Genomic DNA, 24496 nt, shown 5'->3' on the forward strand with positions numbered 1-24496 from the left:
AATGCTGATCAACAAGAAGAATCGTATTAAATATCTGGGTTTTGATGACTCTTGGTTCATTGTAATTGGCATTTTAATTCTAAGTTTTACTACCGACTATCTTTTCAATAACAATTCGTTTGCCCGCTATCCTTTTTTAATTGCGTTGCTCAACTGGAGCGTATCCTTGTTCTTTTCTATCTGCGATTGGTTTATAATACGCGCAATAATGATAAGGTTGCGGAAAAGGTATCCAACTTTTAAGGATGATGCAAAGCGTATTGTGTTGTTTTTCCTCACCATAGTGATTACTGTGGTCTTGGTAGATTTAGCCGGAGGTGCCTTACTGGCTTATATTTTTGGTGATGACTACAATCATGTTCAAAAAACCAAAATATTAGTACCTATTATTTTGATCAGTACCATGACCATGGCCATTTATGAAGCGGTTTATTATTACTCGCGACTTAAAAAATCGATCAGGGAAGAAGAACAGGCCAAGCAAATGATCGTACAAACACAATTGGATACGCTGAGAAACCAGGCCCAACCCCATTTTTTGTTCAATACCCTGAATACGCTGCGCGATATTATAGATCAGAATTCCAAGGAAGATGCCAAAGTTTTTGTAGACAAATTATCGGACGTATACCGTTTTATACTGGAGTCCGGAAACGCTAATCTAATAGCACTACGTGATGAATTGCGGTTTGCCAAGGCTTACGCCCACATACAATCGGAACGCTTTGGGGATAACCTAAAAATGGAATGGAACATTCCGGAAACTTCGCTAGACTCCATGATTGTACCGATGAGCCTACAACTCTTATTGGAAAATGCTATAAAGCACAATGTAATTTCCAAGGCAAAACCTTTGGTGATCACCGTTAGCGTAAAGAATAATAGCCTGGTAGTGGCTAACAAGATACAACCCAAATCTACACAGATACCCTCAACACAGGTAGGGTTAAAGAATATTGAAAAACGGTATACGCTTATTTCAAGTAAATCCGTTGATATACGCAATGACGGAAACCGATTTGTTGTTTCCCTACCCTTATTAAAATTATCCGATCAAAAGAACAACTATGCAGGTACTGATCATTGAAGATGAGTCGCGAGCGGCAAATCAGCTCCAAAAAATGTTAAAAACGTGTGGTTTTGAGTATCAATTATTAGGAATCATCGATACTGTGGAAGATGCGGTGCTTTGGTTTCAAAAAAATACGGCTCCTGATCTTGTGTTTATGGATATCCAATTGGCCGATGGACTCAGTTTTGAGATATTTCAAAAGATAGACGTTGAAGCACCCATTATTTTTACAACAGCCTTTGACACTTATGCCATCCAGGCTTTTAAAGTAAATAGTATCGATTATTTGCTAAAGCCGATTCAGCAAGAAGAATTATTAGGCGCCTTGGACAAGTTTGCCAAGTCTAATAAACCACCAATGGTAGCCCCGGAAGTTTTAAAACAACTGCTCAATAGCCTGCAACCAACCAGTAAACGCAACGGTGTATTGGTAAAAGAGGGTAGTGGTTTTGTTCAAGTCAAAATTTCAGATTTCCTATATTTTTATTCGGAGGAAAGTATCACTTTTGGGGTAACTGCCAGCAAACGCCATATTATTGATGAGACCATAGATCAATTATATAGTTCGCTAGATCAAGACCTGTTCTACAAAATTAATCGCGGACAGCTAATCGCCAAGAGTTCAATTCAAAAAATCGAACCTTATTTTAATCATCGGGTAAAACTTTCCGTCTCAAACCCGCGAGATCAAGATTTTGTAGTCAGCAGACAAAAGACCAGTGATTTTAAAGCATGGTTAAACAGCTAATGGTTAGGATTATGCCTGAGACAGATTAAACAAAATTGGGTTTCTATGGTATAATCTTTTAGCGTACTTTTAATACCATCATTATTGATTATACCCAGGAGTCCCACGGCTTGTTTTATTAAATTAGAAATCAAAGAACCCACATAGATGAATAAAATTGGAACAAGACTAGTTTTAGCCATAGCTATACTAGCCCTATTTTTCTCTTGTAAAGAAACTACCAAACAGGTTGAAAAAAAGGCCGTGAAACCAAATATCCTTATGGTAATGGTAGACCAAATGCGTTTCGATAGGTTTGGGGCCATGGGAGATACTATAGTAAAAACACCAAATATAGACGCTTTGCTACAAGACGGCCTGCTCTTTAAAAATACCTATTGCCCGTCTCCCGTTTGCGCGCCATCCCGCGCTTCGGTTAAAACCGGAATATTTCCACCAGGGAATGGTATGGTCACCAATTGGGTACCCTTTAAAGAAAAAGTAGCCGGCACAACCAGTATTGATCAATATTTGCTTACTGAGCGACTTAAATCACAGGGTTACAACACTGGCCTGGTAGGAAAGCTACACTTTGTCCCGGCAGCCGATGAATTTGGGTTTGACTTTAAGGCCCTCAATGATGCACCTTACTCGGTGTATGCGGATGATGATAAAAACTCGGACTATGTTAAATGGTTACAAACCAATCATTTTAAGCATAATGAAAAAGACATCGTAGCAACTTTTGACAGGGACGAAAACTATTACCCGGACAGCATCTATAAGTTTATTATGGGTAGCGGTTGGAGGACCAAGGAACAGCATGATATTCCTTGGACTGCACAAGAATCCATGGACTTTATTGAGAACAGTAGTCCAGACAAACCGTTTTTTCTGTTTACCTCTTTTTTTGGCCCCCATCAGCCATATTTGGCCCCTACACCATGGGATACCATGTACAACCCTGATGATATGGTGCTTGGACCAAGGTTTTATAGCGATATGGAAAGTAGCCCCATATTTACAATGAGTCCTTTTGGAAAGTTATCAAAAAAATTACGCACTTCATGGGACGAACGTAAGTACAAGGAAGTACTAGCGGCCTATTATGGTCAAATAAGTATGATAGATCATTATTTGGGAAAAATGTTCGATCAATTAAAAGAAAAAGGGCTTTGGGAAAACACTTGGATTGTTTTTCTAGCGGATCATGGCGATTTTAATACCGCTTATGGCACTTTTTTTAAGGGAGAGATGTACGACGTAAGTGCAAAAATCCCATTGCTTATAAAGCCTGCAGCAGGGTATGGAAAGAAAGGGATACGCGAAGAATTGGTAAATTCCCTCGATGTATATGGTACCCTTTTAGATGTAGCCGGAGATAAAGAATGGGCGGACCTTCCCCAAATGGAATCTAGAAGCCTCCTCCCCATAATTAGGGAAGGAAATACTGCTTCCGAATGGGAAAACAAGGTGTATTCCATTATTGGGGAAGACCCTAACAAAAACCTATGTATGTTACGGTTGGGCCCGTTAAAAATGATCCGTAAGGCCATATCCGAAGAGCAGGCCATATATGAACTGTACGATTTTGACCAAGATCCGCTCGAAACCCAAAATGTATTTGATGATCCAAACTATGCAGAAGTTCAGCAAAAACTAAAAACTGAACTGGACGCTTGGTGGAAAAAGCAAGGTGAACGGTACCCTAAAGAACTGGATAAATCTTTTCAGGTACAATAGATTTCCACTTATTCCAAAATGGATTGCACCCCATTTTCCAAGGCCGCAAGTGCTTTGATCTCTTCTTCGCCAAGACTTCTATTATAGATAGAAAGGTCATCCATAAGTCCGATGTAACTTAATCCCAAATAGATATTAGATTGATCCAATTGCCATGTAAGAGGATCGGTGATATTAGACCTAACCCCTTTCAGTTCCCCGTTCATATAAAGGGAAGCTTCGCCGTTCTCGGTATTCAATCCTGAAAAGTTAATAAGGATATGTGTCCATTCCCCTTTTGCGAATGGAGGTTCGCTTACGGGCGCCAATTGCGGAAGAATAAGATCGTTTTCATCCTCTAGCCCTTCGGGATTCCAGATATCTCGGTCCCCGATAACGCCCAATCTAAAATCTCTGGGGTTTTCCTGTGTAAAATCTACCCAAATAGACGCATCGTTATAGCTAACATCGGTAATCTGAATTGGGTCGCAATATCCGGGTTCTAGATCGGTAGCAGGATCTAGGCTTAACCAAAAAGAAATGGCACCGTTCCAATTGGTGGTACCATAGGCTATGTTTTTTTCACTCGGATAGTAAATGTATCCTTCACTACGTTCCGTAAACTGTAGCGCATGCCCGTATTTACCTTTTCCTTCTTGTCGGCTAATATCGGGTTTATGCAGGCCAACCTGCGCAGAATCGAGGACCTTTCTATCAGACACGGTATACATATGGGCATCGCCAAGAGCAAAATCGGCATCTATTCCCTTATCAAAAGAAGCATAGAACGTTAGCGCTTCTTTTAAATCGGTATTTACTGTAGGTGTTTCAACCACTTCCTTTTTAGGGGTTTTCTCTTTGCAAGAGATTATGGTAATTGCACATACGAGCAAGATAAAGGATATTACGTTTGGCTTAGACATGATTATTTGTTTTAGAGCAGTAGAAGGTACTAATTATAAGTTTGTTTTTTAAATGGTCATGAAATTTTAAGACCATTTTAGGAATCTCCAGGTGATGTATGGCAGCAGCGATCTAAAGTCTTTAAAAAATATTCTCCCAACCACGCTTGGAGCGGATGTTACCAATTTCACCCATATCACCACAGAAAATAGTGGTCATTACATTCAGGTAGAAGAACCGCAATTGGTTTTGGATGCCATTACCACTTTGTTGGATTGATTGTATAAAGCACTACGCTCTGGCAATTTGTTATAGCGTAGTGCTAAAAACCGATACCTTTTCTGTCCTCTTTTTGGATAACGGGAAAATGGGTCAATGCATTTAATATATCTTCTTGTTCTATGCGGATAAGCGATTCATTGCTGATATCCGTCAGGGTAGAAATACGATTTGCCTGGGACTCCACAACCTTTTCAAATACGTTTCTTACCGTTCTCCCATTGCCAAAATGTTTATCCCGGTTTAGATAGATTTGCTCAAAAAATGAGGATAATGTCGGAATTCCGGCCTCGCTAATTTGATAGTTGTTGTTGGAGCAAAATAGCTGGAATATTTGCATTAATTCGGTGGGAGAATAATCGCCAAAATCCATATAACGGTTAAAACGGGATTGAAGGCCCGAGTTGGATTTTATAAATTTGTCCATATCTTGCTTATAACCTGCTACCACTACTATGAGCCGATCTCTATCATCCTCCATTCTTTTTAAGAGGGTGGCAATGGCCTCACTACCAAAATCGTTACCTCCACCCGAGGAGTTTAAGGTATAGGCCTCATCTATAAAAAGTACGCCGTTTAGTGCAGAATCTATTACTTCATTGGTTTTCGGTGCAGTCTGCCCAACATACTGCCCTATAAGGTGAGATCGGTCAACTTCAATGACATGTCCTTTGCCTATGATGCCCATAGCCCTGAAAATTCTTCCCAGCAAGCGGGCCACGGTAGTCTTACCCGTACCCGGAGGGCCCTGAAATACTAAGTGCAAGGACAATTTGGTAGATGACATCCCTTGTTGGGACCTCATTTTCTCTACCTTGATGAAATTGATGAGCACATTTATTTCTTTTTTTATGTTATCGAGTCCAATAAGCTTTTCCAAATCGGCAAGTACGTCTTCCAAAGATTCCTCACTAGCTTCTTGAAAAACGTCGGCCAGGGCGTTATCAACATCTTTTAGGGTGAGACTAGAAAGCACATCATCCGGGATGTGCCCATAATCGGACAGTCTAATGGACTGGGCCTGTAAAATACGCTCAAAAGAGTTCCTAACCGTTCTGGCATTGCCGAAGGTATCGTCCTTGGTTTCGTATAGATATTTGTAATACCGAAACAATTTTTGTTCGGCATCGCCATGTACGTTCATGGAATTGTTGTTACAGAACAACTTAAATATTTCAAGCAGTTCATTGGGATTGTAATCGTGAAAGTTAAAATAACGATTGAATCGCGAGCGCAGCCCAGGATTGGCTTCCAAAAAGTTTTGCATGGGTTCTGGATATCCAGCTACGATGACCATTAACTTATCACGATCGTCCTCCATACGTTTCAAAAGAGTATCTATGGCTTCCGCTCCGTAATCACTACCATCCGATTTACTTAAGGTATACGCCTCATCTATAAAAAGTATTCCGCCAATGGCCTGATCTATCAGTTCATTGGTCTTTGGTGCGGTTTGACCAACAAATGAGGCCACCAATTGCGAACGGTCTACTTCTACTACGTGCCCGCTAGATAATATCCCTAGGGCATGATAAATTTTCCCTAACAACCGAGCTACGGTAGTTTTACCTGTCCCTGGGGGGCCTAAGAATACCGTATGCATGCTTATGGGGTTCTTGGTAAGGCCTTTTTCGCGTCTTAGTTTTTCAATTTTTGTGTATTTGGTAAGGGTTTCAATATCATTTTTAATATTGGCTAGACCAATCATGGCGTTTACCTCTTTCATCACCTCATCTAGGGAAGGTTTGTCGGACATATCTAGTTCATCCCCATGTTTTTCTTTTTCTGCTTGGGCGGCGGATAGGTTGCCGGTAAAGGTCTGATTGTTGGGGTTTAGGTCCACAGCTTTTTGAAAGTGGGAGACCGCTTTTGTAAAACCGTATAATTTGAAATAGCAGAAACCGAGTTGATTGTGGACTTCCTCTTCCTCTGGAACCAACTCCAACGCTTTTAGGTAATGACCAATGGCTTTCTTGTAATCTTCCTGCTTAAAATATAAAAACGCCAGATCCTTGTTTGCCGCAAAATGGGAAGCATTCATTTTCAACGCTTTTTCATAAGCGGACAAGGCATGTTTAAAATCTCCTTTGTCCCTGTACGAATTGCCCAGTGCATTTGCGGCATCCACATATTTTGGATCTAGCTCCAGAGCTTTTTGATAATATTCTATGGATGCGTCGTAGGCCCTTTGTGCATGATAAGCAGTAGCAAGGTTATAATTGCCCTTTGGATCGTTGGGTAGCTTTTCCAGGTATTTATTAAAAAAGGTAATGGCCGTACTGTAGTCTTGTTGGTTATAGGCGTTCATTGCCTGCTGGTTAAGTGCCATAGCTTCTTGGACCACTTCGGCGGACATGCCTTGATATACCTTCGCATTCGCCAAGGCTATTTGAACGTTGGTTTTATAGATTTCATTGTTGGGATCCAAATCACTGGCCTTTTGAAAAAACTCTGCGGCCAAAGCGTACTGATGATTTGCATAATAGCAACTGCCCAAGTTGTTACGGGTCTCCGCATCTTCTTTTAGGGCCAAAGCTTGTTCAAAAGCATCAATGGCTTCTTTGTAATGTTTGATCTGGGTATAGGCGTTGCCCAATAAATTTAGTGCCGAGGTATTGGTAGGATCCAACTCCAGTGCCCGTTTTATTTTGGGTATACACTCTTCATGGCGTCCAAGGTTAAAAAGCGCATTGCCCAGGTTAAAAGTAATAATGGCATCAGTGGGGTTCAATGCAACGGCCCTTTGATAGTATTCCAATGCTTCCTGATATTTGGATTGACTAAAAAAGTCGGTCCCTTTCTGGTTTAAATCATTGGCTTCCTTATGCGCGCCTATTTGTTCCGGGCTAAGTTGGTTCTGCGCTTTAGCGTAGTCAAGATTTTGTTTATAGAAGGTATTGGTAGGATCAATGGTCATGGCCCTTTCAAAGACCACCACCGCTTTATCGAAGATGTTTAGCCTTGTATAGCAACAACCAAGGTCGTTGAAGGTATTGGCATTGTTGGTATCTATTCCCAAGGCAAATGAATAGGCCTCCACGGCATCATTGTCATTGCCATTGGCTACATGGCTCCCAGCTAAATTTCTAAAAAAAACCGGATCCTTGGGGTTTTCTTGCGTAGCTTTTTGATAGTAGAAAATGGCCTGATCATACTCTTTGTTCCGGTGGTACGAATTCCCTTTTTCATTATATTGAAGCGATCGTAGTTTGGCGGGGTTCAAGGCAAAATTATCTTGAGACTCTTTGGTAGTCTTTAAGTTACTATGATAAAGGGGTTCTGCCGGATTCAGTTCCGCGGCCTTTGCAAAATATTCGGCCGCCTTGCCAAACTCGAATAATTTAAAATACGCATTTGCCAACTCATTGTATGTTTCTGGTTTGGGAGATAGCAGTGCTGCTTTTTCATAATACTCCACGCACTTGGTGTAAATCTGTTTTTTAGTATGTATAACACCCATATAATGATACGTATCCCCATCGCTTGGCTCTAAAGCAATACTTTTTTGGTAACACTCCAAGGCCTCATCGTCCTTATGGGTTTCAAAATATAAATTGCCCAAGGATTTAAGCGCGGAGACGTAATTTGGATTTAGCTCAAGAGCTTTTTGAAAATTACTAACTGCCTCGGGATATGCCTTTTTCATGTGGTAGCAAGAACCAAGATTGCTAAAACATGCCGGGTTGGAGGGGTCTTGGGCAGCAGCTTGGGAGAAGTACGTGATGGCCTCATCGTAATTCCCCGCATTAAAACTGCTAATGCCTTTGCTTATCAAATCGTTTGTCACTGGTGGGTAGTTTAGTTTTCAATGTACAAAATTTGAAGGTTTGATGGGAATCCTTAATAGATTTTTCTTGAAAAAAGGTAATGAAATTGGAGATGGGGTGGTAACGGATTTTTGATAATTATACTTATATTGGGAATATGATAACACGTAGGGCGTTTATGGGGGTTTGCACCTTGTCTTTGGTTTATTTGCCGGTTTTAGGATGTGTCAGCAAGGAGAATGATACGGATGTCGGTTGGTTCCTTTCCCAAACCGAAGTTATGGCCGTAGGACGGTCCTATCATCAAAATTTATTTTTATCCCTTGATAACGATACCGTACTCATCAATGGTTGGATATTGACCCTTGCCGAAGCGGAAGTATGTAAAAAAATATATCTTGAAAGTGCATAGGGATCTCGCCACCTTACCCGATCAGAATACCGTAACCTGCGACTTGTGTATTGTTGGGGCAGGGGCTGCGGGCATCAGCATGGCCATAGATTGGCTCAAGGCCGGAAAAAAAGTGATCCTGTTGGAAGCCGGAGGTTTTGAATTTGATGTAGAAACACAGGCGCTGAACAACGGTACCAACATAGGGCAACGTTACTATGCCCTACCTGCGACCCGACTTCGATTTTTCGGTGGAACTACCATGCATTGGGGCGGTTACTGCACCCCTTTGGATCCCATCGATTTTGAAACAAGACCGTATGTGCCCCATTCGGGATGGCCCATAAGCTATAAAGAATTCGCTTCCTTTTTACCGGCAGCCAGTAAAATGGTGGAAATTGATGATGAAACCTGGAATCTTGATACCTATATCGCCGACAAAGAAAATTATGTGCCGCTAGATTTGGACCCATCCGTGTTCTACTCCAAATTGTTCAAATTTTCGCCGCCTACGCGATTTGGGGAAAAGTACAGAAAGGCCCTTGTGGAGTCGACCTCCGTTACCGTCTATACACATGCGAACCTTACCGACATCGTATTAAACGAGGCGGGGCAGCAAGTAAAAAAAGTGCGGGCCAAAAGTCTAAACGGTAATACACTCACCGTAAATGCGGATCACTATGTGCTGGCCATGGGGGCCATTCAGAATGCACGTATGCTGTTGGCGAATAACAAACAGCATAAGCAGGGTATAGGTAATCATAACGATCTGGTAGGGCGTTACTTTATGGAGCACCCCGAAGTCAAGGCCGGACAAATCTTTCTAAAAAAGCCACAATCTATGAAATTGTATTTTTTCGATTATTTAAAGATCAAAATGTACAGCGAATTGGCCATAGCGGAAGAAGCGCAGCGGGCGCACGGTCTATTGAATGTAACTGCGGCGCTATCCCCAAAAGAACTTTCAGGGGACTGGGCATGGATCAACACCTTACCCAGAGAAGGAAAAAAGAGTTATGATTTCTGGATGAAATCCGAAAAAAAAGTGCTGGCAAGGCCTCCGAGCGATGTTGATACGAGAAAATACCGTACCTATCAGATGCAGATACGGATGGAACAATCCCCCAACCCCAATTCTAGGATTACCTTGGATAGTAAAAAAGATAGACTCGGTATTCCCGAACCTGTACTCAATTGGCAACTGACATCATTAGAGCGAAATTCCATAAAAGGTATGTATACCGTTTTGGGCAAAGAATTGATACGGTCCGGTATTGGTAGGCTACATGCTCCGGATTGGGTGTTTGATACCTCGCTGCAATGGCCCGATACCCTTGGTGGGGGGTGGCATCATATGGGGACCACCCGCATGCACAACGACCCTAAAAAAGGAGTTGTGGATGCCAATTGTACCGTACATGGCATAAACAACTTGCATATAGCGGGATCCTCTTGTTTTACCACCGCAGGATCTGCCAACCCTACCTTGTCACTAATTGCATTAACGTTACGACTAAGCAAACATCTAAAACAACATTTATAACTTAAAAGTCATTTATCAACTTAACCAATTTCTCAATAGTCTCATTAAAATGGGAAAAGCAATATAGATCTGCATCACCCGTAGTCCAATTGTCTAATCGTCACTTGCTTTAGCAGTATCTTCTGTTTCAACTGTTTTAGCCGTAAATATAATTTGCGCGCTAGCAGATACCGAAGAATTTGGAACTTTTTGGTTTCCCTTGTCCAAAAAAGAAGCCATTAATACATATTTACCCGCGCTATTGTCTTTAAGATGGTCTTTAAACGTAAGGGTTCCGGATAGCGGTAATAAATCTTCCTTCAACTGTTTATCTGGGTTCATTGCTAGGATGTAATCTATTATTTGTCCTATTTCCGCTATTTCCAATTGCGGGTGGGCAGACATCAATGATTCTCCCCATACCCCTGAGCCTCCTTTAATGACCCTATCAATCAGATAATCTTTGTCCTCTGTGGTATACCTTTCGGCAATCTCCAGATAACTGGGACCATTTACTTGTTCGTTAATTGCATGGCACGCCCTACAATCGGTTTCGTCCATGATCTTTTTTCCTTCTGGAACCACATTTTGTTGGTGTCCTATAGTAGCTTTTATAAGGTCTTCACCTTCGGGGATATAGCTAAAGGTAACTTTTACCCGATCATGGGCAATGGATCCGTTTTCAGAATCACCGTCTTCCGTATCGGTAACCCTAACCGTATAGGCCACCTTTTTATTATCAGTATACAGGGTGTCCTTGGGCTGTATTTCTATCCGAAGTTGTGGGGCGTTATTACCTGCCAATATTTTAGTATCGGTCACCGCCGTGTTCCCAAATTGGTCCATAACCTTTAATTGTACCGTGTAGGTACCGGCTTCCGTGAACGTATGGGTCATATCCAAGGTTCTGGATACCACTTCGGAACTGTTCGCCAGCGACCACTCGTATTTTAAGGGATCCCCATCATAATCTTCAGATGCTGCTCCGGAAAATTCCACAGTAAGCGGAACGGCCCCAATTTCTTTATCCACCGTTATTCTAGCAACGGGGTTGCGGTTTCCGGCTATATAGGAAATTTTGCTCAAGCGGGCATCCAAATTTCTGGAATTCCATTTTTGTCCGTATTCCAAAGTATACAAGTTGCCATCCGAGCCAAATATCATATCCATGGGATGCGAAAATTCGGTATTGGGCATAAAGGGATCTGCTTTTACATAGTTTTGATCTTCATCCAAAGTCACTACATAGATCCAATCGCGCATCCATTCATATACAAAAAGTTTGTTTTCGAAATATTGGGGAAATATGTTCTCACCGGCATCGGGAAATTCAGAAGAATGGAAAACCGGCCCACCCATTGGGTTAACGCCTCCCTCTCCCAACCAGGGAAATTCTTCGGAACGGTCGTAGGAATACCAAATAAGCGATTCTTGTGCTGGCGGGAGCTTTTTAATACCAGTGTTATTGGGTGAATCATTGATTATTTGATCTGGAATAAATTTTGGTCCTGATTTTTGGGTTACAAAATCATAATCGTTGTATTGTTGGTTATTGCCACGGAGGTAGGGCCATCCCCAGAATCCGGCCTTTCTCGCCTGATCGAACTCTCCCATGCCTTTAGGTCCACGATTGGGATCGCCTGTACCGGCATCGGGGCCTACATCGCCCCAATAGACATAACCCGTTTTATAATCAATGGAAAATCTAAAGGGATTGCGGCATCCCATAATATATATTTCAGGTCTGGTATTAGGAGTGCCAGCTGCAAATAGATTCCCTTCGGGTATGGAGTAGGTACCATCGTCCTTAGGTTTTATCCGTAATATTTTACCTCTTAGATCATTGGTGTTGGCCGCAGATTTCTGGGCATCCCATAACGCCCTTCCTTCACGTTCATCAATAGGGGCGAAGCCCTGCGACTCAAAGGGGTTGGTATTGTCACCGGTTGCAATGAACAAGTTGCCGTCCGGACCAAACTCCAAAGCACCACCACTATGGCAACATTCTCGTATCAAAGGAATTTTAACAAGGATCTTCTCCGAATTTAAATCCAGAGTATCGTCCTTAAGTGTAAACCTGGATATATATTGTTCTGCTACATCTCCTGGAGCGGAATAGAAAAGATATATCCAGTGGTTCTTTTCATAGTTGGGATCAACCGCTAGTCCCAATAATCCATCCTCATTCCCATAAAACAAATCCAATTTGGAAATTTCCTTAGTGGTAGAAGTTGAGAAATCATATAATTTGAGTCTCCCCCGTCTTTCTATGAACAAGATTCCCCTACCAGGCAATTCGGCCAATTCCATGGGTTCGTCCAGATTAAAATCCAATACTTTTTTAACGAATCTGTTTTCGGGAGGTACCCTATCTGTTTTTGCCCTTTTATAATTGCGCGGACCGTTGCCCATCGCATAATTGATTCCGGCCTCCAGATGGCCTAGAAATGTTGTATCGGCATAGGTCTCCTCTGTGTGCCCCATAGCGGTATAAAAAGACCTGCCACCATCATACTCATGATACCAAGAAATAGGGTGGAGCTCCCCATTTTTACCTCCTTCATAGGAGCTTTCATCAATTTCTATCAGTACGTTGATATCATTATTTATGCTTTTAAAATTATACCACTCATCTTCCTTTACCCAAACACTGTCTAGCATTTTTGTGGTAACATGGTCTCCATTAACTACATTTAGGGTAGCAGTTTGTATTTTGGGATGGTCTTCGAAATAGGCCCCCACCAATTTGTTGAACCATGGCCAATCGAACTCGGTATCCGTAGCCGCATGTACACCAACAAAACCACCACCCGCTTGTATATAGCGCTCAAAATCGGCCTGTTGTACAGCGTCCAGGATATCCCCTGTAGTATTTAAGAAGACCACGGCATCATAATTCTTCAAGGAATCCTCTACCATATAGGCCACATCTTCGGTAGCAACTACCTTAAAGCCGTTTTTGATACCCAAATTTTTAAGGGCCATCAACCCGGCCTCGATAGATCCATGCCTAAACCCAGCAGTTTTGCTCAGTACCAATACTTCTTTTTCGTTTTTACCACAGGAAATTAATACGGTGAATGCCAAGAGCGCCGCAACAAATTTTATTGAATTCATTCTAAAGATCAATTTTCTAATTGTTATTGTTTAAAGTGGGATATGTTTTATAGCTAAAATTATGCATTTATACCTTTCTATCTGTTTACAATTGACCAGTGAAATATTTTATACAAAACTGGTATTGATAAAGTATGCTATGGTAGCTATTCCTTAACTTGAAATCCAAATTATCATACCCCATATTTTGAAGGTAAAAGGGCAATATTGCATTAGGTTTGATGGAAGATATAAAATTAGTTACTTTTCACTTCCATTTCAACAAATAATTTCAATGAAACAGAGCATACAAGAAATTCAACCATACAGAGCGGGCGGAATAGTATATCACGCCGATAAATGTTTGCCTTTGGTAGATGCTGCAAATCGCAAGAAGATCAAAGCTAAAATGTTGTCTAGGCATACCTATCCGGGAGATAGGTTAGACGATAATACCTTAGGGCTAAACAGTATTGGTTACTGGGATGCGCACGAACCGCAAGATTGGGGATTGGATTGGCACAGAAATGAAGGCATTGAGTTCCATTTTTTAGAATCGGGTACCATGCCGTATTCCCAGGAAAACAGGGAAGAAATCTTAAAGCCAGATTATTTAACCATTACAAGGCCTTGGGAAGTACATAAGGTTGGTAACCCTTATGTTGGCATGGGTAAATTTTATTGGGTAATAATAGATTTGGGGGTGCGTAGGCCCCACCAAGCCTGGACATGGCCAGATTGGATTACATTAACACCCAACGATTTGCGTAGATTGACCACCATATTAAGACAAAACGAAAAGTCTATTTTAAAAACCAACAAAGAGGTCCGGAATTGTTTCATCAACATTGGTAAGGCCCTGGATCAGGATAAATTGGGCAGCAATACATCAAAAATAAGGGTACTTATCAATTATTTGCTGATATTGATACTCGATTTGTTGAATACAGACGATATTGTATTGAACGAGTCCCTTACAGAAAGTTCTAGAAGTGTAAACTTCTTTTTAAAAGAGCTGGAAAACAGCCTTGCGGAAAATTGGAACATAGACTTAATGTCGCATTCGGCAGGGGTAGGGGTGACCAGATTTACTTATCACTGCAAGCAGCTTACAAACCTAACACCTATGCGCTATTTGATGATGAGGCGCGTGGAAATGTCCAAAAAAATACTGTTGGAAAGCGGGGATTTCACCATAACGGAGGTAGCCTACCAATGTGGTTTTACTACAGGTCAATATTTTTCCTCGGTATTTAAAAAACACGAAAAATGTACCCCAAATCAGTATAGAAAAAAAAACTTAAATTAGGGTATTCGCAGTAGCGCTCACTATTTTTTGGCGATGTAATTCTCTTTTATAAAAGTAACATCCTCAATTTTTTTCCACTCCGTGGGTCTTTCAAAATCTTGACCGGATTTTAGCACTAATGCATTGGGATAGTGGTCTTTGATGTATTTCCAATTCACATCTTCCCATTTACTTTTATCCATTTCTAGTAGTTTAACATCTTTAAGAGGTCCAGATACCGCCTTTCCAATTAGTGGCCACCATAGGCTTTCCGTTTCTCTATCCCAAAACACAAAACCATCCAAGCCATTCCATACATCCTCATCATAGTAGGTATACCCACTTAGGGCAAATGTTAACTCAATGTCGCCATAATTACGTTCATAAATGGCACCTAAATCGGCCAGTATGCAATAAACGGCCATAATTGGCTGTCCGTTCAATACATCATTTACAATTTCGTGATGTGTAAGATCTTCTACAGAGTAGGCTTTAATGTCCTTCCCGGAATAAGCCAATAAAAAACGAGTGCTATCTGCCCATATTTTATCCGCTTCCCTAACGGAGGTGAATTCCGGTTTTAATAACGCTGGGAATTTCTCCCTACCAATGCCATAATGAAACTGTTCATCCTTAAGCGAATATCCGCTGATATCAAAATGTTGATTTTTATTTTCTCCTCCATAAAGCATTTTTTTACCATCACTTTCAAAGAATTTGCCATTTTCAAGTGCAACCGGACGTTTCTTTTTTACAATTTCCTTCTTAACCTTGGGCGCTTCTGCTTGCACGTTTTCACTTTTTTGCTGTTTGCATCCAAGGAATACTACTATTGCCAATAAAAAAAAGGGTGTTTTCATAATGTTATCTATTATGTTTGCCAATGACCTACTAAACGCAGTTCCATGATTTTTAAGGAAATATAGCGAAATCTTGTAACTATATGTCTATTGAAGTACTGCTTGTTTTGACGGATTTTCTCCAAGAAGGCGGTTTTATGGTCTGTATAAACTCTTATTAGGCAACTGTTCGTGGATAGTAAACTTCGCATGGTGTAGGAACATAAGATTCAATATATCCATTTCAATAAAAATGCAACATTATTGATTGCGATTTCAAACGAGTACCAAAATACGATTACACTTCACCTTTAAAAACATATCACTTTACCATTTTTTAATAAAAGTTTACCCGATCGTGGCTCAATTTGTTTGTTGCTTTGGCAAAAACAAAACCAGTTATGGAAAGTTCAACTTTTAAAATAAAACGAATGAAATTAACGAAATACATCCTTTTAATAATGGTGTTGGTTCTTAACTTTAGCTGTGACCCATACGATGATACTTATAAACCCGTACACCCCAATGCGGTAAACTTCCAAAATGTTTTGGATGAGTATACGTCTAATGGAATTCCAGGACTTTCGGCCGTAGTGGTTGCTCCAGATGGTATCTGGGCGGGTGCTTCTGGTTATTCCAATTTAGAGGACAACACTCCAATGTCTATCAATAATGAAGTGTATTCAGCCAGTATTGGAAAGACCTATTGCGCTGTTGCAACACTTTTGCTCGTTCAGGATGGATTGATAGCTTTGGACGACCCTATTTCAAATCATATCCCCAGTGCCATACTTCTGGGATTTGAAAATACCGATTCAATAACCGTAAGACAGTTACTAAATCATACGGGAGGTTTAACGAATTTTGATTGGAACGAAGCTTTTGTAAATGATGTCTTAACCGATCCTTTAAGCATAAAATCATCGGATCTATTAGATTACGAAAGAGGAAACGCCTTTTATGCTCCCCCCGGAACCGATTTTAACTATTCTTCTACCGGGTACGAATTGTTGACGGCATTAGTGGAGGAGGTGACAGGCGATCACTCCAAGTTTTATAGCGAAAGAATTTTTACACCATTAAACCTCCAACACACCTATTACAAAAATGAATCGGAATATCCGCAAACCAACAATTTGGTTCATTCCTATTTTGATCAATTTGATACGCTGCAAATAGAAGATGTGTCTGAAATTCAAAACCATCTTACCAATATTTTTACGGGATCCGATGGTATAATTGCAACGCCTAGGGACTATTATAAATTCTTAAAAGGAATTATGACCGGTTCTTTGTTATCTGACGAACTGAAAGCCGAAATGCTAGATTTTGTACCTCTTGGCGGTGACGACTATATCGGCTATGGCTTAGGGGTATGGCAAAGAGATGTTGGCTATGGTATTGCAATTGGACACGATGGTGATGCCATTGGCGCGGGAGCGGATATGTGGTATTTCCCTGATCATGACATTTACATTGTTACCGCTACAAATATTGGAACAGTTTTGCAGGATACCGAACTAGGTAGAATGTACAACGAGTCTTTTTTGATTGCAATGATTACGGCCATTTTCGAATAATGCATCAAGCTATCGATAAAATAAAAAATATGAATTCCTTAAAAAAGCAAACCTTGAAATCACCTATAAAAAATGCCTTACTATTATTCTTTATCTGTTCTAGTATTTTAGCACAAATGCAAGATAAGGAGCTAACAGATTTTCAAACCACCTTTCCTGATTTCGTCTCCAAAAAAATGAAAAAACATAATGTTATCGGGGCAAATGTTACGGTGGTTATGGAAAATGAGGTGATTATGGACAAAGGATTCGGTTTCTCCGATTTGGAGACCAGAACATCAGCTAATTCCAATACCCAATACCCCATTGGATCTGTCTCTAAAGTCGTTACATCAACAACAGTTCTTAAATTGTATTCTGAAGGTATTATTGATATTGATAAACCCTATGTTTATTATGTCACGGATTTTGAAATGAAAAAGCACTTTGCGGGTCCTATCGATTTTACGGTAAGGCATCTGCTGACACATTATGCCGGTATGCCCAGATTAAGGGCCAAAGGGTTCCTTAAAAAAGAATATCTGCCGCTGGACAGCCTTTTACACAATAGTCGTGATGAATATCTTATCGCCCCATCGGGTAAAGTATATCAGTATTCGGACTGGGGAGTAGATCTATTGGCTTTGTTGGTACAGCGGGTCACAAAAACACCCTATGAAGAATACGTGTTACACCATATATTTAAACCATTGGGCATGAACAATTCGGGCTTTGGCCCTACAACCACTAAAGGATATTTGAACGGAGAGATAAGAGAAACGTACAAATACAGTTACCCTGGCTCGGACGGGGTTTTGTCCACAACCTCCGATTTGGCCAAATTATGTCAACTCTATTTTCCTAATCACCAAGATGGTACTGCATCTTTCTTAAAACCGGAAATTGTAAAGGAAGCCCTGACACATCAATTTGTTAATGCCCCAATGGCCTACAATACAACTATTGGGATAATGTGGGAAATTCAGCCATTTGGTGGTTTTAATAGGGTAAAAAAAGCAGGAATCCACGAACCTTTTTACACATATGTATTTTTCATTCCGGAGAATGGCTCAGCGGTAATTGTCTGCAGTAATTCCAATTCTTCAAGCAAACTACATTGGGATGTTTGGTCCGAAACATTTGACTTTTTATCCAAAAGATATAAATGGAAAGGTAGTTTTCCCACCATAAAAAGAAGATCGGGCAGAACCACTTTGACCGCTACCCAGATGAAGGAATTGGAAGGTACCTATAGTACCAACATAGGGATTTTGAATTTGAAAGCCAATGGCAAAAAGTTTGATGTGGCGCTTAGTCAGGATAATCGAAAGGGAATTGCTACCACACGTGAAGAAAACGTCCTTAAATTGTCTGTCAAAGCGATGGGCATTAAAATTCATGCCATGGATATTTTTTGGGATAAAGTAGGTGATGAGCTTGTTTTAGGTGAGCAATATGAAAGTGGAGTAAGAAAGATTGCCGGATCAAAAATCGAAAGTAAACAGATTCCCGATACGTGGAAAAAAGCCGTTGGAGATTATGAGGTGGTCAACTATGACGAAACTGAATACAAAACAATAGATAAGGTAAAATTGCTTATTAATGCGTTTGGTGTTTTGGAAATTAAGGTACATACATCCTATCCAAGTGAAATAAATTTTCAACAAGGATTATCGCCCAAATCAGATACTATGGCAATAATCCCTGGGTATAATTTTGCCTTTTTTGGAGGGGAAACTGTTGAACTATTGAAAAAAAATGGAGCATATCGGTTAAAACTATCGGGTTACGAGCTTCAAAAAATAACAGATTAAACTAAAATGTCCATACATTTTTTTGATGATAAGAATAAAGGGAAGACGTTGGAGGCACAAGAGCTGCTTTTTAGAAAGCCCTATACCTGGCTCATTACCTTTTCAATAACCACCCTCAATTTTTTAATTACTTATAATCTAAAGAATATAGGTATCCAATATCTGTATTTCTATGTACTAGACATAATAACTACCTATATAATTATAGAGTTCTACGCCCTGGGAGTAAAGGTTTTAAACAAAAAGATTCCATTACACCAAGATTTTGTAAAAAGGGTCACCTATCAGCTTACCCTGCATACTTTAAGCGTAGTTATTTTCAGCATATTGCTTAATGAGTTGTTGGATTACATATTTTTTAATGGAGAAAGACTTTCCCTGTCCTTTAACTTTTATACACAAGATACGGTATTGGCCCTGGTGTTTATATTGTTTTTTCACTGCCTTTATCTGGGATTGTATTTGTTGTCGACAAAAAGAATAGCAAAGGAAGAAAAATCGCCAAAAGTTAAGGTAATCCAGGGAATGTCCTTTAAACTAATGGATTTGAAAGAGATTCTTTGTGTTTATACTTCTTTGGGAACTACTTATGTAGTAAATGATCACAATAAAAAGTTTGTCTTGGAAAAAACCTTGGGTGAATTTGAAGAGATGAGTTCAGGCCGTTTTTTTAGGGCCAATCGGCAATTTATAGTGTCCTTGGCCATTATCGATTCCTTTAAAAGTGCTGAGAACGGCAAAGTGGAAGTTTTTCTTAACGCCGGCACCGTGGCTGACCTATCGGGAAGTATTTTCGTAAGTAGAAGTAAAGCCTCTTCATTTAGAGCTTGGATTAACGCACATCGACAATAACATTATTGCAAGCAATCATTTCATTTGGGTACAACAACTAAAGGTATAAGTGGATGAATCGACGTTAGAGCTAGATAGCTCCAAACGGGAATTGCAACAAAGTCAAAAAATCATGATATATTATTGAAAGACATTAAATCAACACAATTAAATCACAATTAGCCAAAATTGAACAGAACAGACCCTGGAATACTTATATGCCCCCCGACTTGCCCAATGTCTTGTGGCATTATCTTAACCTAAAGTCTCCTTCACGTATTTTACGCTTTTAGCGATTAACTATTTTTCATTGATTCTTTTGCCTTCAACAAAGGTCCAATATCCATTGGGTGGTAGATAGTCTGCTCTGAAAATAGACTCGCATAAAAAATAATAAAACGAAAAATAAAGTTTATGCATATAATTTTATACATTTTGGCAATGGATATAAAATAGACGCTCTCGGTAATGAAACTAAAATAGTGTCGAAGATTATATTCGAAGTTGGAAATCCGTTAAAACAAAAACATACTAACAAACAACGAAGTTAAACCAAAGTTCAAATTAAGGATGAACAGAACAAATTCGAAACAATGAAAACTAAAGAGATCATTCAAAGAAAACACTTTATATCTGTTAGTAGATTCACGTTGGCATCAATTTTCATATTAATTGCATTATCGGTTAAAGCACAAGATAACATTGCAACTAAATTAGGTTATGCTGCTGATGCAAAACTGCTAATTATTCATGCCGATGACTTAGGTGTGTCTCATTCTGAAAACATGGCTTCTATCGAGGCCATAGAAAATGGTTCTGTAAATTCAGCAAGTGTTATGATGCCTACACCGTGGGTATTAGAAGTTGCGAACTACGCCAAAAAAAATGCCACAACACATGATTTTGGTTTGCACCTGGTTTTATCTTCAGAATGGAAAAATTATAGATGGGGACCTGTTAGTTCCATCGAAAAAGTCCCCAGTTTAATTAATGAATTTGGATATTTTCATGAAGGATGTATACCAACCCTGAATCTTGACGAAGTAGCGATCGAATTAAAGGCACAAATTGACAGGGCGTATTCCATGGGATTGGAACCTACTCACTTAGATAGCCATATGGGCTGCTTGTTTCAGTCCGAAGAACTACTAGAAGTTTATTTTAAAATGGGGAAACTATATAAGTTACCAGTTCTTGCAACCAAACAAGCTGTTCCTGAAGAGCTTCTTAAAAAGTATGATCTACCAATTTTATTGGACGAGGTTTTAACTATTAGGCCAGAAGAATACCTTAAGGGACCAGAAGATTATTATATTAATGCGATTAAAAATTTAAAACCCGGTTTGTCCACTTTCTTGATTCATACAGCTTATGATAATGATGAAATGAAAGGTATGAATATTGATCATCCCGACTGGGGTAATGAATGGAGACAGAAAGATTTTGATTTTTTTACAAGTGATACCTGTAAAAATACTCTTAAAGAGGAAAATATTATACTGGTTACTTGGCGACAAATTAAAGATGCGTTTTATTCAAAATAAGGAGTTCTTGACAGGCTAAACCTAAAACACAAAATGTTCTATAATAATTGCATTTTTTATAGGATTGCTACATAACACTTGATGGGTATAAAAGGATAGAAGCGGGTAATGATTTAAATCTTGACTCCGAAAAAATTGGTAAAATAGGACTATGGGCAGGATTGGGACGGAGGCGTATTTTTCAAATTTAAAGGCTAATGAAAGATAATTGGGGAATGCGATGAAGTTTCAAATATTCATATTCCTACTTATATTGTTTAAAGAATATCAAAATATAAATGCAACAAAATAGCACAAAACGCGGTGTTAGTAGAAATTACAATAAGGAAATAATGATGTCTTTTCAAAAAAAAAGCATAATAACTTCATTTCACTACCAATTTATTGTCCAGTCACTGCAAAATATAGTTTTAGCGGTATTTATATTTTGTTTTTCTTTATTTTGAATCTTGAAAATTTTGTATGCATAATCAAAGTTTAATAAATCTAATTATTAAAAAAAATGCAAAAAAGCATTAGGTTCCCAGCTACTATCTCCTTTGTTTATTCTCTTTTATTACTTGTTTTAATTCTAATTTCATGTAAGAGGATTGAGTACAAAGTAATAGATGATATTGCTATATCAAATGAAAACGAAGAATCTGATTGGCTTGCTTATGGAAGAACACATAGCGAAACACGTTTCAGTCCAATAGACCAAGTAAAAGTTGGGAATGTAAATAAGCTAAAAGTTGATTGGTACATGGATTTATCAGGGGATGTTGGATTAGTATCTACACCCTTGGTTGTCAATGGCGTAATGTATTTTACGGGCACAATGAATATAGTAAGAGCTGTGAATGCTGTTACAGGAGATTTAATTTGGAAATTTGATCCGGAAGTTGGAAAAGCAATTCGAGGGAAAAGACAAGCTGGGTGGATTCATAATAGAGGCCTTTCTTTTTATAAAGGAAAAGTCTTTGGAGCTACCTGGGATGGACGATTATTTGCTCTTGAAGCAGAAACAGGCAGGAAATTATGGATGGTTGAGACTTTCGACCCCAAGCGCCCTCTTTATATTACGGGAGCACCTAAAGCTTTTAAGGGGAAGGTTTTAATAGGTAATGGGGGAACGGAAGCTGGACCTTCAAGGGGGTTTGTAATAGCATTTGATGCCGAAACAGGAAAAGAAGCATGGAAATTTTATATAGTACCAGGTGATCCGAAAAAAGGATTTGAGAATGAAGCAATGGAAATGGCAGCCGAAACCTGGAAGGGTGAATGGTGGAAACATGGCGGAGGTGGAAATGCATGGCATGGTTTTACCTATGATCCTGATCTTGACGTATTGTATATTGGTACTGGAAACGGCTCGCCATGGAATCAAAAAATTAGAAGCCCTGGTGGAGGCGATAATCTTTTTCTTTGTTCTATTGTAGCCCTTAATCCTGATACGGGAAAATATTTGTGGCATTATCAGACTACACCAGGAGAAAGTTGGGATTACAATTCTACTCAGGATATTGTTTTAGCAGACTTAACTATTAATAATGAGAAAATAAAAGCAATCTTACATGCGCCCAAAAACGGTTTTTTTTATGTTATAAATCGAGCTAATGGAAAGTTAATTTCTGCGAAACCTTACGTTGAAACAAGTTGGGCTAGCCATATTGACTTAAATACCGGGAGACCTGTTGAAGCAGAAAATATTAGATATGAAAAAGGCCCTGCATATATAACTCCAGGAGCTAATGGCGCTCATATTTGGCAAGCAATGTCTTATAACCCAAAAACAGGATTGGTATATATACCTGCTCTACATGAAGGCTTTATATACTCAGATCACACTATTGATATTAAAAAGTGGCAATCAGTAGATTTTCGTGGTGGTACCGGAGTGAGATTATATCTGCCAGAAAACCCGCCAGGAGATTATCCACCAGTAAAACCACCAAAAGATTATCCAGCGTCATTAATTGCTTGGGATCCAATCAAACAGGAAGAAGCGTGGTCAATACCTCAAGATAAATTTTGGAACGGAGGAGCTTTAACCACTGCAGGAAATTTGGTTTTTCAGGGCAGATCCGATGGCATTTTACTTGCCTATAACGCTGAAAATGGTAATATTCTTTGGGAGTTTGACGCCGGATTAGGAATTTCTGCTCCTCCTATTACATATAAAATAGAAGGGAAACAATATATTTCGGTTTTAGTAGGTTGGGGCGGTGTATATGCAGGAGTAGGAGGGAAAGACGCCTATGACATGGGCTGGTCATATGGAGTACATACACGTAGATTAATTACTTTCTCACTTGAAGGTAAAGCGAAGATACCAAAGCAACCCAAACCTTTTTTTCCTAAACCATTGTCTATTCCAAGTTTTAGTGTAGATGAAGATCGTGCTGCTAAAGGAGCAAAATTATATTATGGTTATTCCTGTAGTGGATGCCACGGAGGTAGTGGTATATCAGGAGGTATGGCACCAGATCTTCGAGCGTCTCTTATTTGCATTGATTCAGTAGCTTTCAAATCAGTTGTAAAGCATGGCATAAAATTAGATGAAGGAATGCCCAATTATGAAAAATTGACCGATGAAGATTTACTCAATTTAAGGCACTATATAAGGCACATTGCAAATAATAGTATAATAGCAGAAAGTAAAACAACGGAATAACGTTTCTTAGGTTTGCTACTCCTTCTAACAATAAACGATTAAAACTTTTTTAAATGAAGCAAACAATGCTGCAAGCTGACAGGCAGGTGTAACTTGAGCTTTGGTACGGCCTAATGAAAAAGGTCTAGTAGACTTTTTGAAGTAGGGGAGAGGTGATGCGTTGGCATGTTTGTACCATAATTCCTAAAAAAATTCTCCTAAAGATATTCTCAAAAAAAGGTAATGGACCACGCTTAACCCGAAGCGACGTCCCGATAGCTATCGGTAGGAGGGAAGGCAATACCGTGCCTGCAGGCAGGTGTGTGGAATGGTTTTAACATCACTTTTAATACCCCATAGTAAACCAAAATTTGTATAATAAGTGCATTTTTTGTAGGATTGCTACATAACACTCGATGGGTACGAAACGATAGAAGCGGGTAATGATTTAACAAATGCTATCAAACCTTTGAAACAATGGTCGTTAAATTGGTCTAAAATTTTTATACA

16 protein-coding genes are annotated in these 24496 nt (G+C 39.5%); 12 read left to right on the forward strand and 4 right to left on the reverse strand.

Annotation, left to right across the window (positions count from 1 at the left end; all coding sequences use genetic code 11):
* Position 1 precedes the first annotated feature (1 nt).
* The 3 genes from ACEQ81_RS09900 (at position 2) to ACEQ81_RS09910 (ending at position 3542) form a co-directional block, all read left to right on the forward strand.
* The gene (locus tag ACEQ81_RS09900; RefSeq protein ID WP_411030724.1) at positions 2–1087 is read left to right on the forward strand and encodes a sensor histidine kinase; all 1086 of its coding nucleotides are present in this window, start codon (positions 2–4) and stop codon (positions 1085–1087) included.
* On the forward strand, positions 1068–1820 hold the full coding sequence (locus ACEQ81_RS09905; protein ID WP_411030725.1) for a LytR/AlgR family response regulator transcription factor: 753 nt from the start codon (positions 1068–1070) through the stop codon (positions 1818–1820). Before ACEQ81_RS09900 ends, ACEQ81_RS09905 begins: the two co-directional genes overlap by 20 nt.
* Positions 1821–1967: 147 nt before the next feature.
* Positions 1968–3542, forward strand: a complete 1575-nt coding sequence (locus tag ACEQ81_RS09910) for a sulfatase-like hydrolase/transferase (RefSeq protein WP_411030726.1) — start codon at positions 1968–1970, stop codon at positions 3540–3542.
* A gap of 8 nt (positions 3543–3550) precedes the next feature.
* Here the strand turns inward: ACEQ81_RS09910 and ACEQ81_RS09915 are convergent, their stop codons facing one another.
* A complete protein-coding gene (locus tag ACEQ81_RS09915) occupies positions 3551–4444 on the reverse strand; it encodes a LamG-like jellyroll fold domain-containing protein (protein ID WP_411030727.1) in 894 nt (297 codons plus the stop codon).
* A 94-nt stretch (positions 4445–4538) separates the two neighbouring features.
* Here ACEQ81_RS09915 and ACEQ81_RS09920 point away from each other — a divergent pair, with 94 nt between their 5' ends.
* Positions 4539–4703, forward strand: a complete 165-nt coding sequence (locus ACEQ81_RS09920) for a hypothetical protein (RefSeq protein WP_411030728.1) — start codon at positions 4539–4541, stop codon at positions 4701–4703.
* Positions 4704–4746: 43 nt separating this feature from the next.
* Here the strand turns inward: ACEQ81_RS09920 and ACEQ81_RS09925 are convergent, their stop codons facing one another.
* A complete protein-coding gene (locus ACEQ81_RS09925) occupies positions 4747–8490 on the reverse strand; it encodes a tetratricopeptide repeat protein (RefSeq protein ID WP_411030729.1) in 3744 nt (1247 codons plus the stop codon).
* Between the two features lie 137 nt (positions 8491–8627).
* On the opposite strand from ACEQ81_RS09925, the gene ACEQ81_RS09930 reads away from it, so the two are divergent.
* Positions 8628–8882, forward strand: a complete 255-nt coding sequence (locus ACEQ81_RS09930; protein WP_411030730.1) for a hypothetical protein — start codon at positions 8628–8630, stop codon at positions 8880–8882.
* Entirely contained in the window at positions 8875–10404 is a 1530-nt protein-coding gene (locus ACEQ81_RS09935; RefSeq protein WP_411031042.1) for an FAD-dependent oxidoreductase, read from the forward strand. Before ACEQ81_RS09930 ends, ACEQ81_RS09935 begins: the two co-directional genes overlap by 8 nt.
* Positions 10405–10497: 93 nt before the next feature.
* Here ACEQ81_RS09935 and ACEQ81_RS09940 read toward each other — a convergent pair whose 3' ends face one another.
* Positions 10498–13500 (reverse strand): ThuA domain-containing protein, encoded by a 3003-nt coding sequence (locus ACEQ81_RS09940; protein WP_411030731.1) that lies wholly within the window; start codon positions 13498–13500, stop codon positions 10498–10500.
* 274 nt (positions 13501–13774) lie between these two features.
* On the opposite strand from ACEQ81_RS09940, the gene ACEQ81_RS09945 reads away from it, so the two are divergent.
* Entirely contained in the window at positions 13775–14788 is a 1014-nt protein-coding gene (locus ACEQ81_RS09945) for a helix-turn-helix domain-containing protein (protein WP_411030732.1), read from the forward strand.
* Between the two features lie 20 nt (positions 14789–14808).
* Here ACEQ81_RS09945 and ACEQ81_RS09950 read toward each other — a convergent pair whose 3' ends face one another.
* Positions 14809–15627 (reverse strand): DUF3179 domain-containing (seleno)protein, encoded by an 819-nt coding sequence (locus ACEQ81_RS09950; protein ID WP_411030733.1) that lies wholly within the window; start codon positions 15625–15627, stop codon positions 14809–14811.
* Between the two features lie 410 nt (positions 15628–16037).
* On the opposite strand from ACEQ81_RS09950, the gene ACEQ81_RS09955 reads away from it, so the two are divergent.
* The 5 genes from ACEQ81_RS09955 to ACEQ81_RS09975 all read left to right on the forward strand — a co-directional run bounded on the left by ACEQ81_RS09955 (position 16038) and on the right by ACEQ81_RS09975 (position 24007).
* Positions 16038–17186, forward strand: a complete 1149-nt coding sequence (locus tag ACEQ81_RS09955; RefSeq protein ID WP_411030734.1) for a serine hydrolase domain-containing protein — start codon at positions 16038–16040, stop codon at positions 17184–17186.
* Between the two features lie 29 nt (positions 17187–17215).
* Positions 17216–18979, forward strand: coding sequence for a serine hydrolase domain-containing protein (locus tag ACEQ81_RS09960; RefSeq protein ID WP_411030735.1), 1764 nt, complete (start codon positions 17216–17218; stop codon positions 18977–18979).
* A gap of 6 nt (positions 18980–18985) precedes the next feature.
* Positions 18986–19831 (forward strand): LytTR family DNA-binding domain-containing protein, encoded by an 846-nt coding sequence (locus ACEQ81_RS09965; protein ID WP_411030736.1) that lies wholly within the window; start codon positions 18986–18988, stop codon positions 19829–19831.
* A gap of 572 nt (positions 19832–20403) precedes the next feature.
* Complete coding sequence (locus ACEQ81_RS09970) at positions 20404–21354, forward strand: polysaccharide deacetylase family protein (protein ID WP_411030737.1); 951 nt, start codon at positions 20404–20406, stop codon at positions 21352–21354.
* Between the two features lie 502 nt (positions 21355–21856).
* Positions 21857–24007: a PQQ-dependent dehydrogenase, methanol/ethanol family gene (locus ACEQ81_RS09975; RefSeq protein WP_411030738.1), complete on the forward strand. Its 2151-nt coding sequence runs from the start codon at positions 21857–21859 to the stop codon at positions 24005–24007.
* Positions 24008–24496 lie beyond the last annotated feature (489 nt).

The organism is Spongiimicrobium sp. 3-5, from assembly GCF_046557915.1.
Classification (GTDB): Bacteria; Bacteroidota; Bacteroidia; order Flavobacteriales; family Flavobacteriaceae; genus JBHEBG01.